General features: G+C 31.8%; 14 protein-coding genes. 1 reads left to right on the forward strand and 13 read right to left on the reverse strand.

What is annotated here, in order from left to right:
• Nucleotides 1-23 precede the first annotated feature (23 nt).
• Nucleotides 24-182 carry a hypothetical protein gene (locus ABXT67_RS11250; RefSeq protein WP_415374095.1) on the forward strand — a complete coding sequence of 53 codons (159 nt, stop codon included), beginning with the start codon at nucleotides 24-26 and terminating at the stop codon, nucleotides 180-182.
• 199 nt (nucleotides 183-381) lie between these two features.
• On the opposite strand, the gene ABXT67_RS11255 is transcribed toward ABXT67_RS11250, so the two are convergent.
• From ABXT67_RS11255 to ABXT67_RS11315, 13 genes are all read right to left on the reverse strand, one after another.
• Nucleotides 382-1326: a putative phage abortive infection protein gene (locus ABXT67_RS11255; protein WP_415374097.1), complete on the reverse strand. Its 945-nt coding sequence runs from the start codon at nucleotides 1324-1326 to the stop codon at nucleotides 382-384.
• A 222-nt stretch (nucleotides 1327-1548) separates the two neighbouring features.
• Nucleotides 1549-2103 carry a hypothetical protein gene (locus tag ABXT67_RS11260; RefSeq protein WP_415374098.1) on the reverse strand — a complete coding sequence of 185 codons (555 nt, stop codon included), beginning with the start codon at nucleotides 2101-2103 and terminating at the stop codon, nucleotides 1549-1551.
• 208 nt (nucleotides 2104-2311) lie between these two features.
• Nucleotides 2312-3124: a hypothetical protein gene (locus ABXT67_RS11265; protein ID WP_415374099.1), complete on the reverse strand. Its 813-nt coding sequence runs from the start codon at nucleotides 3122-3124 to the stop codon at nucleotides 2312-2314.
• A 238-nt stretch (nucleotides 3125-3362) separates the two neighbouring features.
• Nucleotides 3363-4049, reverse strand: coding sequence for a hypothetical protein (locus tag ABXT67_RS11270; RefSeq protein ID WP_415374100.1), 687 nt, complete (start codon nucleotides 4047-4049; stop codon nucleotides 3363-3365).
• Between the two features lie 234 nt (nucleotides 4050-4283).
• Complete coding sequence (locus ABXT67_RS11275; protein WP_415374101.1) at nucleotides 4284-5738, reverse strand: hypothetical protein; 1455 nt, start codon at nucleotides 5736-5738, stop codon at nucleotides 4284-4286.
• A 34-nt stretch (nucleotides 5739-5772) separates the two neighbouring features.
• Nucleotides 5773-5949, reverse strand: coding sequence for a hypothetical protein (locus ABXT67_RS11280; protein WP_415374103.1), 177 nt, complete (start codon nucleotides 5947-5949; stop codon nucleotides 5773-5775).
• A gap of 44 nt (nucleotides 5950-5993) precedes the next feature.
• Complete coding sequence (locus ABXT67_RS11285; protein ID WP_091623306.1) at nucleotides 5994-6317, reverse strand: type II toxin-antitoxin system PemK/MazF family toxin; 324 nt, start codon at nucleotides 6315-6317, stop codon at nucleotides 5994-5996.
• Nucleotides 6308-6553: an AbrB/MazE/SpoVT family DNA-binding domain-containing protein gene (locus ABXT67_RS11290; protein ID WP_415374104.1), complete on the reverse strand. Its 246-nt coding sequence runs from the start codon at nucleotides 6551-6553 to the stop codon at nucleotides 6308-6310. The genes ABXT67_RS11285 and ABXT67_RS11290 overlap by 10 nt, the downstream gene beginning before the upstream one ends.
• Before the next feature lie 280 nt (nucleotides 6554-6833).
• Nucleotides 6834-7430, reverse strand: coding sequence for a hypothetical protein (locus tag ABXT67_RS11295; RefSeq protein ID WP_415374106.1), 597 nt, complete (start codon nucleotides 7428-7430; stop codon nucleotides 6834-6836).
• A 43-nt stretch (nucleotides 7431-7473) separates the two neighbouring features.
• Nucleotides 7474-9024, reverse strand: coding sequence for an IS1182 family transposase (locus tag ABXT67_RS11300; RefSeq protein ID WP_415374107.1), 1551 nt, complete (start codon nucleotides 9022-9024; stop codon nucleotides 7474-7476).
• Nucleotides 9025-9315: 291 nt separating this feature from the next.
• On the reverse strand, nucleotides 9316-10167 hold the full coding sequence (locus ABXT67_RS11305; RefSeq protein WP_415374108.1) for a hypothetical protein: 852 nt from the start codon (nucleotides 10165-10167) through the stop codon (nucleotides 9316-9318).
• A gap of 142 nt (nucleotides 10168-10309) precedes the next feature.
• On the reverse strand, nucleotides 10310-10864 hold the full coding sequence (locus ABXT67_RS11310) for a hypothetical protein (RefSeq protein ID WP_415374109.1): 555 nt from the start codon (nucleotides 10862-10864) through the stop codon (nucleotides 10310-10312).
• 431 nt (nucleotides 10865-11295) lie between these two features.
• Nucleotides 11296-11790 (reverse strand): hypothetical protein, encoded by a 495-nt coding sequence (locus tag ABXT67_RS11315; protein WP_415374110.1) that lies wholly within the window; start codon nucleotides 11788-11790, stop codon nucleotides 11296-11298.
• Nucleotides 11791-11796 lie beyond the last annotated feature (6 nt).

An 11796-nucleotide genomic window follows, 5' to 3' on the forward strand; every position in this document is an offset into this window, starting at 1 on the left:
CGGTCGGTTTTTATTTTTAAAAAATGGCATTACATACTGAGTTACCGGTTTATAGAGATACTTATAAATTAGTCTTAGAAATTTTTATAAGCACCAAAAATTTCCCTAAAGAATACAAGTATAGTTTGGGTAGAGATATGGAGCTCAAGATTAAGCAATATTTTGTTTTTTGGAGTAATTAATGGTAACGGTTAGTATATGAAAAGTAGCGCTGAAATTAAGCGATAACTTTTCGGATAATACACAAGCCGAATTTTTAAATTTTACTATTTATTTTATTTTTAGGAAATCGTCAAATTTAAAAATTTGGCGACTTTCCAAAAATGCCCAAGCCTTTGTTATAGCAATGACTTGCGCTATTTTTTATATAAATTGTTACCATTAGTTATTTCCGCGTGCTGATGGTTCATATGCATTGAAATGATTTGGGCTTAAAATCAACGATTCATCGATATTTTTAAAAACTGCAAATTTTTCTATTAATGGTTTGAATTTTTTTAGACCATTAACGTGTTGGCAATTATAAAAAAGCAAAATTTGTTCATAGCTTGAAAGTTGAGCTCTCGCAATTGAAGCATATCGTTTTTTATTATCAATTTTAGAATCGTCAATAAATTTGAAAATGTGATAAATAGTTCTAAAATAATGGCTTAAATCCGACTTGTTTTTATCATAAACCGTATCATATGCTCTAACAGCTTCTTCGATTGTCGATTCAGCTAAACTCCTGTTTTCTCCAATAATATTCCTTGTTGCGTGGTTCAGAGAAGTATTGAATTTATCAAAACAATCTCTTCCAGTCGCTATAATGGTGTTATTGTCTTTTCTTCTCAAATCAAGAGAGTCTATGATATTATTGAATAAAGTTAAAAGTTGGAAAAAAGTATTTTCAAATTTTTGATTTAGTAAAGTTTGATTCTGTAAAATCATTTCTTCTTTTTGTCCTGCTAATTCTAGCCTTGTATATTTAACTTCAAGTTGACTATACATAATTTCAAGTTGCTGATTCAGTAATTGTTGTTTTTGGCCTAAAAATGCTACATATATTAAGAATAATCCTGCTAATGCCCAAACAGAGGCAACGCTACCTCCTAAAAAATCGCCTAATAAATTTAACCCAAAACCCTTATCAGTATTTTTGCATAGATAAAAAATCACAGAAAAAACACTCAATCCAATACCTGTCCAAACAAAGCCCCAAGCCCAATTTGTATAATTTTTAATTTTAGACTCTAAAGTTGTCAATTCAGATTCAATTTCCGATTGTCTTGCTTGAATTCGGTTAGAAGCATCTCTAATTTCTTGTTCCAAATTGATTTCGTTCATATTTGTTTAATTAATGGTAACGGATTTGCATATGAGCAGTGCGGAGGAAGAAAGGCATTAGCCTTTCGGACGGACACGAGCTGATTTTTACAAATTTCGATTATTAATTTTTTTGGCAATAAGTCGAATTTGTAAAAATTCGGCGGTCTCCCAAATATACCCTAACTTTTAATTAAGCACAAACTCCCGCATTGCTTATATGCGTTGTTGTGCATAGTTATTTTATCCGCCGTTTAACAAGCTGTCTACTATCGGTCGCCAAGTTTTTATTCGTTCTTGTGTAGTCATTTCATCTTCATAATCAAAAACTGCATCATCTTGTAATCCCAATTCTGCATAAATTTCGTCTCCGATTTTTTCTAAATCTTGATACTTCACATTTTGCTTGAACCTTATTTCATCAATTTTTTTATTGAATTTTCTTGCGAAACTTTCATATAGGTCAAATCGTAATTTTTGAAGTTTTAGTTGATTTTTATAATCCGTTGTATCACGAACCCAAGATTTACTTTTATCAAATACTGCACTAACTTTTGCGTTTTGCACTTTATTACCTTCTGCAGTTAAAGTCAACCCGTGCCACCAAGAAATTTTTGAATTTGAGTTTTTATTTACTTTACCTTGAAAATCATTCAGTGTAATTTCAGTATTATTTGACCAATAAATAAAATCTTTTGTTGTGAAGTAATGACTTATTCTGCTTTGGAATATAATGAAAATAGCTAGGATTATTAATCCAGAAACTACTGTTAATATTATTACAGACTTTTTTTTCATAATTATGCACAACGTTTGGTATAAGAAACGTAGGGCAGTTGATAAGCACTACCGTTTCGGTTTATTACTTAGCTAAATATAAATATTTTGCTTTTATTTTTTCTTCTATAAACGCCAAATTTTATATTTAGCGGACTTCATTAATACACACAGACCTTTCGATTTAGCACAAACGCCCTATGTTTTTTATACATTGTTACCACACGTTTTATGCGCTCAGTTTATTCAAACATTGTTTTAAATCCACTATCCATTCTTCTTTTATTCCGCTGTCATTTTTAGCAGATTTCAAGTTATTTTCTAAATGTGGTATAAAATCTTTGTCCTTTAGCGTTTCTATTGCATCAAACAGTAAAGTTCCATATTCGCCACTTTTTAATTCTTCAATTATTTGCTCTTTAACAGCAACTTGCTTTCTGTTTGCTAATCCAACTATTGCCTCAAGTTTTGTTTCTTGATGTTTGTCTTTAATTCTATTCCACAACGCTTTTACAATTAGGTCATTATTTCGCTCACATAAAGTTCCGATTCCGAAAGTAGCCCAATTTCTAATTGAAGAATAATTGTCCTCTGAAAGTTCAATTAGTGTTTCAATAGCTTTTGGATTATCAACTCCCGAAATTGCTGAAACTAAACTGTAACGGATATCATTATTTTTTGAGTTTTTAAACTTTATCAATTGTAAAACTTGATTGTTAGTCAGCTTTTCGTTGTTATGGCTAATACCGAAAAACAAGGAAAACAAAACATCGTCATTTTGATTTTCTTCTAATAAATTGAAATACAATTTTATTGTTTCTTTTTGCCTTAATCTTGGGTCAAAACCTAATTGTGCTAAAATGTCTATTCCGATAATCTTCTTTTTGTTAATTTTGGATTTGGCAAATACATATGCTTGATTGAAAACATCATTGTTCGCTCGTTTCCGCAATTCCGAGATATTATTCCAATAGGTTTTCTGCGATTTATTATTCAATAATCGCTCAAAAATCTTTTCGCTTGTCCAATTTTCTCTTCCCATTTTAATCAGCGGAATGTTTTTCTCAAATTTGTGGTAACGGCTCCGTATATGAAAAGTAGCGCTGAAAATAAGCGTTAAATTTTCGGATAAACACAAGCCGGATTTTTAAATTTTACTATTTATCTTTTTACTTGGAAATCGTCAAATTTAAAAATTTGGCGACTTTCCAAAAATGTCCAAGCCTAAGTGTTAGCAAAGACTTGCGCTATTTTTTATATACAATGTTGCCAGTAGTACTTTATACGATACCTGTATGTCTCGTATAAGCTCCGTTGTGCAATTCTATTCCAATTAATCTATTCGCGTCTAAAGTTAATAAATATCGGTTTTTTATATCATTATACATTCCGTCATAAGCACTATCTAAGCAACCAATAAAAACGAAATAGAAATCATCAAAAAAGTATGTAGAATCAGCAGTTCTATATATTCCGCCCATTCCAACGTAATCGTCGTTACTTTCCTCAAATGCTCTGGTTATGTCATTGAAATGTTTATCGTAAATTATATCTAATTCCTTTTTGCTCTTTATTGACATTTTCTTGTCATAAATATCATTGAATAAATTATATCTTAAGCGACTAAATTCTCTTACGAAAATTTTATTCTTTTCTCTTACCTCATTCATTCTGAGTTCGGTTATACTTTTCCAATCAGAAAACCTATCAGTTTTTACTTTATCACGATTTGATTTTTCGGCTGTTTTTAATCTTTTCAAACCGTAATACGCAAGTATTAAAGTTATAGTTGCTCCGAAAAGTTCTTTGAAGTTGGTTATTTCGGCGAAGTAATTATTAATGCCTTCTAAATCGAGTTGTAAATTCCGTTTTGATAGTTCTAAATGGACAAATACAAAAGCAATCAACGAGAATAAACTTAGTATGATTGAGAATATAATTATTACTACGTTAAAAAATTTCTGCATTGTTTTTCGGTTGTTTCTCGTATTACTGGCAACGTCTCTGTATATGAGCAGTGCGGAAGAAAAAAGGCGATAGCCTTTCGGAAAGCCACGAGCTGATTTTTACAAATTTCGATTATTAATTTTTTTGGGGAATAAGTCGAATTTGTTAAAATTCGGCGGTTCCCAAATATACCCGAACTTTTAATTAAGCACAAACTCCCGCATTGCTTATATACTTTGTTGCCATTAGTTTTTCTACTCTAATGTCATGAACTGACGTTCATTACGAGAATCACTAATCATAATAAATTTTCCTTTCACATAATTACCAAAGTTTGGTCGATAGTATGTATTGTTTTTATTGTTTTGAATTTTATATATTTCACTATCTCCTGTACTTTTATACGTGAAATCATAAAGTGCGGAAGTCTCGAATAAGCCTTTTGAAGTTTTAGTTCTTCCGTCGTTTAATTCTTTCAATTTTTTTCCAGAATTTAGGATTATATGCATATTATTATTTTTAACAAAAGCGTTATAAGATGGTTTGTAATCATATTTAAAAATACTTCTTCCCCAATCTAAATCGCCTTCCGGATTAAATTTGATTATTAATATGTCGTCATAATGTTCAACCTTTTGGTTATTCTGATAAGTAATATAAAATTGCTCTGCCGTTAGATAGACATTATCTTTGTTGTCTTTGAGGATATAATCAATTTTATATTCAAATAATTCTTTACCTTTTTTCTTTTCTGCCTTATCAGAACCAAATAAGTCAGCATATATTTGTGTAGGTAAATCTTGCAATTTTTTGTCCTTAATCTCGAAGTCTTCAATATCGATTAAAATATTACAAACACCTTTTATCGCGTTCAAGCCTGAGTCCGAATAAAATCCGTATAGATTATATTCATTGTCATTTGAAACTGCTTTCAAAGACTTAATATATTTATTTTCTATATGTAAGTCCAATTTAGAGTATTTAGATTCACTAAATTTTTCTACTATAAATCCTCTATTTTTTTCACTTTTTAATCTCGGTGTTTCTTCGTCATAAAATGATTCGCTCAATAAGAAGACATTCTTATTATCATCTATTTGAATTTCGGATAAGGAATAGAATTTATTTTCATTTCGGGATACTTCTTGAGAATAAATTAATTCATAAGTTTTAGAGTCAAAAACGCTGATGTGATAAAAAATTTCATCCCTGTGAATTGTATAATTAGTAATTGAAAATGAAGTCATATCTGGTGACATCGAAAATTCTGCGCCTTTTTCATTTGAAAATAAACTCATTTTTTTATCTATTGTCGTTGAGGATAATTCAATCTTCTTGTTTGTTTTGTCCTCAAGATTAAAAACGTAGCAAGTAAGTACTTTAATATCTTTGTCGGGAAAGGTTTCTGTAAAAACATTTATCTCATTATTATAGAAAATATCTCCTATATAAGTTTCTTTGCGGTCAGTCTCAACTAATTTAGAGTGAATGTTTGTAAGACTCTCGTCAAATAAATCAAAAACAATTTCTTTTTTATCATTTCTTATTACTCCAGTTTTACCTGATTTGGAAGTATATATTGCTCTTACGCTATCAGTTTTTACTTCGTCTTTGTAAATTGGGCTTTCATAAACTCTAAAATTAGATTCATTTTGTGCAAAAATTAAACCTTGACTAATTAGTAAAGTTATTAATAGTATTCTTTTCATTTGTTTTTTTTCAAAATTAATGGCAACGGTTTGGCTATGGCAAGTAGGGCTGTTGATAAGCACAAACCTTTCCGATTAAGCCCTTAGCGAAAGCTTTTGCATTTTGTTTTATCTTTATTTCTCTAAAAGCCAAATCAAAAGATTTGGCGGACTTCGCAAACAAGCCCAAGGCTTTAAATTCAGCACTTACTGCCCTATTTGTTATAGCCATTGTTGTCATTAGTACTTTCCCGCAATGCTATGCCGTTCCTGTTTTTAGTCCACGAAAGTCTCACGAATAATATCCTTACATTTTTGAATCTCGGATTTTGTTAATCGGTCGAACTTTTTTATTATCCGTGATTTGTCAATCGTCCGAATCTGGTCGATTGCAACCATACCTTTCTTAGCATTATGTTCCACCTGAATTCGGGTCGGGTATTTTTTCAGGTTAGTTGTCATCGGTGCTACAACGATTGTATTCAAATACTTGTTGATTTCATTGGGAGATAAAATTACACAAGGACGTGTTTTCTTGATTTCGCTGCCAATTGTAGGATCTAGATTTACGAGAACGATGGAATATTGTTTTAATTCCATTCCTCAAAGTTTTCGTCTTCGAATACATCGTTGAACAATAAGCGGTCGTCATTGTTTTTCCGCATTTTTGCAAACGCTTTGTCCCAATTTTTTCTCGGACTATCGATTGGTTTCAGGATTATCTGCCCTTTTTCCAAAATCATTTCGACCTTGTCCTTGATATTGTATTTTTCCAATATTGTTTTGCTTAAACGCAAACCTTTGGAATTTCCGATTTTAATAATTGCTGTTTCCATAACTTTATATATGTACATACAAAGTTATTACATTTTATCGAATACGCAATTTTTTTTTAGTATTAATTACAACGTCTCTGCATATGAGCAGTGCGGAGGAATAAAGGCATTAGCCTTTCGGACGGACACGAGCTGATTTTTACAAATTTCGATTATTAATTTTTTTGGCAATAAGTCGAATTTGTAAAAATTCGGCGGTCTCCCAATATACCCGAACTTTTAATTAAGCAAAAACTCCCGCATTGTTTATATGCATTGTTAGCAAACGTATTTCTCTTCATCATCTTTTCACGAATACAGTTTTCTCTTCTGAAATCAGTTTATTTCTTTTAAGGACAAACTCTTCATTTTCAAAATATGTCTTCCCAAGGTCGTCAAAATATATTGTCACATCAAAACTGTTTCCCGATAATACTTCATAAAAAAAATCTATTCCTAAATTATTGATTTTGAAGTTTGATGTTTTTAGTTCTTTTGGAAGATTTATTGTTCCGCTTTCATTGATTGCGTAGCCAAATTCTTTTTTATTATTAAATATAATATAGGCACCAAAAGCTGCTAATTTATCTGGGTAGTGAATTTTAAAATATGGTTCACTTTCAGTTTTGATTTCATCCACAAATATTTTGTTTTTCAAATAAGTCGAGTCGCTATTCAGTATAATTTTATTTTCTTTTAAAATCCAATCTCCTTTACTTTTACTATCGATTAAACCTATCACGTTCCTAAAACTAAATCGGTTATTCTTTTCTAAAACAATTTCAATCAAACCTTCTTCTACTTTTGCTTTATACCTGCCTTCCAGCGATACTTGTTCAATTCTTGATGATGAACAAGAGGTGAGTATTATAAATAATATGAGAATGGTTTTTTTCAATATGTTTGCTAACGGGAGTCTGCGCAAGAACTCTGTTATTTACTCAAATGTAGGATTTTCTGTCTAAATGGTATCTATTATAGGTTGTTTTAAAAGGGGTATCTTGAATAGCATAATCATCTAACGATAATTTTAAAGGTCTTAAAAGGCATTTAATGAGGCGGTATATTCTCAAAACAATACAGCCAAGACCTTTTAGCCTTGCCTTTAACCCTTCTACTCCCAGAATGGATATAAGTCTCCTGAGATTGTAACACATCATCATAAGATTGACCTCTGAGAGAACGTTCTGTTTGCCTTTCATAAGCGTAAAGGTAAATCCCCATTGTCGTTTTAGCGTGCCAAATTGATGTTCAGTTACTTGTTGGCGTAGTCTATAATAAGCTGGATTTTCTTCCACACGTTTTTTGTTGGCTTCTATGGCTTCTTGATAGATGCTTCGTTCTACGAGTCTTCCCACTTTGGACTTGGTACACTTAGAACGCATCGAACAGTCATTACAGGCCTTGAAGTTCTTATAATGCTTTACTCTCACATTTCCTTTATGATAGATGTTTCCAGTAGTTGTGAGTACCTGATTGTTGGGGCAGGTGTAAGTGTCACTATCTTGATCGTATTGAAAAGTGCCTAGGCCATACAAGCCGTTTTTCTGGCTAGAGTGTTCTTTGGGCGAAGAGTAGGTGGTGATGTTGTTCTTATTACAGATGTCTATGTGTTTGCCAGTGGTGTACCCTTTGTCTGTAAGGCAATCCATTTGATCTACTTCGAGCAGTGCTTTCGCATCTAGGGCCATAGGGGAAAGTGCGTGAGTGTCGTTTACTGTTCCAGTATCGTTATTGACGAAGAGCTTATGCTCCGCATCACAGCCAGCTTGTATGTTGTAGCCCACGTTAATGATATTGCGGTGCAGCACAACGCTTTTGGCATCAGGGTCTGTGAGGCTTATTTGGCTTTCGCCAGTATTTTCTAACTGATTTTCTATGTTCTGGTAGTTCTGCTTTTTGGTATTTTGGTATCCTATTTTACCAGCTATTTCCTGGCGCTCCTCTTTACTGTCGGCGAGTTGCAGGGCTAGTTCGTATTCGGCAATTTTAGTGTCGATATAGTCTTTATGCCGGTCGATCTTTTTTTGGTTAAAGTTATTTTTAAGCGCATTCTGTGCTCTGATCTTAAAGGAATCTATGGCTATGACCTCGCCTTTTATGAGTTTCCATTCTTTGAGCAGGGAGACAAAAAACCTGAAGGATTTTTTAAAGGCTTTTGCATTGTTCTTCCTAAAATAGGCTATTTTCCTGGCAGAGGGCTGAAGGCCTTTTAATAGCCAGATGACCTCCAGATTTACCTTACAGGCCTGTTCCAACTTTCGCGAAGTGCGGATGGAATTCTTGTAGCCGTAGAGATAAAGTTTGAGCAAGTCGCTGGATTGATAGGGCGGTCTACCCTCAGTCGATAGAACATCTTCAAAACCAAGTTCCTGAAGTGGCAGGATCTCGACAAACAAATCTACAATGCGTGCCCAAGAATTTGAACAGACCATTTCATTGTAAGAAATCATTTGGAGCTGGTTCCTGTCAAAACCTTGTATAAAATCCATATTAATCGTGTTTGAAATACACTATTAATTTACGGAAAATCTAACTGAATTCAAAAGATAAAATCTATAAAAGCACGAGGTTTTTGCGCAGTCTGACGGTTGTGTATATGGCTCGTAGCGTGAAAATAGCGATTACTTTTCGGTTAAGCTAAAGCCAATTTTTTAATTTTCTTATTACCTTTTTTTATCAATAAGCCAAATTAAAAAATTTGGCGGACTTGCAAATATGCGATTACTTCGTTTAAGCAACTAATTAGCTATGAGCTATATACGTTGTTGTAAAACGTTTTTTTACTCTGTGTTTATGACAATCGGAATTGATGATTTGACTGTTTTTCCATTGATAACAGCCGGATTCCACTTAGTAAATTTTATTAGCATCATAATTAATTTTGATTCTAATTCACTGGATAATTTAATTGAAAACCTGATTGGCTCTTTTTCAATCATACCATTTTCATTAATTACGACAAATGCTTTTATTTTTTGACCTCTGAATTCATTTACTTTATTCAACTCTTCTATTAATAATTTAGAATCTGAAATTAAAATAGGTGGGTTTTCAGGACTAAGATAAACTCCATTTGGGTCTTTTACATTTTTAAGACCAATACTTTTATTTGTTACCCATTTATAATTCTCTGAATTTGGGTCTAAACCTTTAAAAGTTTTGAATTTTCCTTTATAAGTTGTTTTTTCAACTATATATCCATTGCAATATTTCTCAATTTCTAAGTTGTAATTTCCACGTAATTCTTTAAGTGTTATAAAGGGATTTTGATTTAAACTTAGATTTGCTTGACACACTTCGTAAGTAATTACATTATCTAAATCAATAACATCATCCCAAAAGTCATAGGTCACGTTCTTTATTTCTAAGTTAGAATTAATATTAAAATTAATGTCGTAACCCATTAATCCACCATTGTAACTGTTTTCGATACTCAATGTAGTATTTTTATCAATTACTAAATTTAAGTTCTTGAAGTCATTCTGAGATTTCTCTACATCATCATACCTATGAAATTCATCATTGATTTCATATTTTATGCAGTCCTCATTAATCATAACCTTTTCTTGTCCGAAAACAGAATTGGTTACAAAAAGGATTAAAATAATTATGGTTCTTAAAGTTTTTTTCAAAATGTTTTACAACGTGTTTGTATAAGAATAGTTGCGGGTTTATATGCGAGGATTTTCCGAAGGTAAATCAGACGTTACAAACACGCAATGACCTTTGATTTAGCACTAAACCGCAATTATTTTTATACGGTGTTGTGCATAGTTATTTTGTTCGATATAATAACAAACTATCAATTATCGGTCGCCATTTTGTATACCGTTCTTCATTATCTGTGTAGCTATCATAAATTATTTTTTGATGACTTTTTAACTCTTCGTAAAGTTCATCCCCAATTAATTCCAAATCCTCATATGTAGTATATTCGTCAAATCTTAGTTTGTCAATACTATCATTAAAAACTCTTGCGTAAGCCTCGTATAGGTCAAAATTCAATTTGCGCATTTTATCCGAAAATTCATAGTTGGAAGTATCTTTAATCCACGATTTGCTTTTATCGAATATTGCATAAGCTTTAGCGGTTCGTACTTTTCGTTTATCAGATTCTAGAATTAACCCGTGCCACCAATAGATTTTTAACTTTGAACTTTTATTCACAGATGCCTCAAAATCGTTCGAAGTAATTAAGTTACTATTCTGCCAATGAATTAAATCTTTTGTCTGATAATATTCCTTAATATCATTTTTATAAAAGAACCAAATACCCGCTATTACAAGTGTTAAAACAATGGCTATTAATATAATACAAGTTCTTTTCATAATTATGCACAACGGAATTGTATAAGAACAGTAGGGCGGAAAAAACGCACGAACCATTCGGTTGAACACAAGCCGAATTTTTAAATTTTACTTATTATCTTTTCTTTTAAATAAGCCAAATTTAAAAATTTGGCGACCTCGAAAAGTGTTTTGAACATTGGGTTAAACACCAATTGCCCTATTGTTTTTATACGTTGTTGTAAAACGTTTTTCTCACACGTTTCTTATTATCAAAAATATTCCGCCAATAATCAGCATAAGAATTACCGCCCAAGAATTTACCAAAGATTTCCAATTGAAAATCGAATAATCTTTCATTCGAAACGTATCCTTTTCATAAATCCGCCAAGCTAATAATATCATCGCAATTAAGATAAATATTATTCCCGAAATTATTGGGTTTTCTGCGATGTAATTATTTATATATCGCATCATCTAAGCGTCATATCAAAAATTCCTTTAGCAGTTTTTAAATCAGATTTGTAAGGTAAAAATACAATTGTTGGTGCCATTACATTACCAATTGCTAAAATTCCGTAATCTTCGTTAAAAAAAATAGGTTGAGTTACATCAGTTGCCGTATTTGTCGAATGAAACTTTTTGAATTTAGCTTTTGATATCGTATCAATCATAAATTCAGCACCTTCAGTTTCTTCAAATTCATCCGCTCCAAAATTCAGCCGATTGGATTTTGGAAAATAGGTGAATTCGAGATTTTTATCATTATCCACCTCGTATTCATAAGTGTATTTAATCACTTCCGTTCTTATTTCTTTTGACAACAAATATTCTCTTTCTTTAATGTTATCGTCTGAAATGAAAACATAAACCATATGATTACCGAAAGTAGTTTTTACAACTTCTCCGCAACTCTCCGAAATCAACGAAATCAGAGTTAAAATTAATATGACGATTGTTTTTTTCAAATGTTT

This window comes from Patiriisocius sp. Uisw_017 (genome assembly GCF_047731265.1).
In the GTDB taxonomy this organism is placed as follows: Bacteria; Bacteroidota; Bacteroidia; order Flavobacteriales; family Flavobacteriaceae; genus Patiriisocius.

Excerpts from the sequence above, each read along its gene's own strand:
- ABXT67_RS11260 (WP_415374098.1), bottom strand. The coding sequence starts at position 2,103 with ATGAAAAAAAAGTCTGTAATAATATTAACAGTAGTTTCTGGATTAATA.
- ABXT67_RS11250 (WP_415374095.1), top strand. The coding sequence starts at position 24 with ATGGCATTACATACTGAGTTACCGGTTTATAGAGATACTTATAAATTA.
- ABXT67_RS11310 (WP_415374109.1), bottom strand. The coding sequence starts at position 10,864 with ATGAAAAGAACTTGTATTATATTAATAGCCATTGTTTTAACACTTGTA.
- ABXT67_RS11300 (WP_415374107.1), bottom strand. The coding sequence starts at position 9,024 with ATGGATTTTATACAAGGTTTTGACAGGAACCAGCTCCAAATGATTTCT.
- ABXT67_RS11265 (WP_415374099.1), bottom strand. The coding sequence starts at position 3,124 with ATGGGAAGAGAAAATTGGACAAGCGAAAAGATTTTTGAGCGATTATTG.
- ABXT67_RS11280 (WP_415374103.1), bottom strand. The coding sequence starts at position 5,949 with ATGGCTATAACAAATAGGGCAGTAAGTGCTGAATTTAAAGCCTTGGGC.
- ABXT67_RS11255 (WP_415374097.1), bottom strand. The coding sequence starts at position 1,326 with ATGAACGAAATCAATTTGGAACAAGAAATTAGAGATGCTTCTAACCGA.
- ABXT67_RS11285 (WP_091623306.1), bottom strand. The coding sequence starts at position 6,317 with ATGGAATTAAAACAATATTCCATCGTTCTCGTAAATCTAGATCCTACA.
- ABXT67_RS11270 (WP_415374100.1), bottom strand. The coding sequence starts at position 4,049 with ATGCAGAAATTTTTTAACGTAGTAATAATTATATTCTCAATCATACTA.
- ABXT67_RS11275 (WP_415374101.1), bottom strand. The coding sequence starts at position 5,738 with ATGAAAAGAATACTATTAATAACTTTACTAATTAGTCAAGGTTTAATT.
- ABXT67_RS11290 (WP_415374104.1), bottom strand. The coding sequence starts at position 6,553 with ATGGAAACAGCAATTATTAAAATCGGAAATTCCAAAGGTTTGCGTTTA.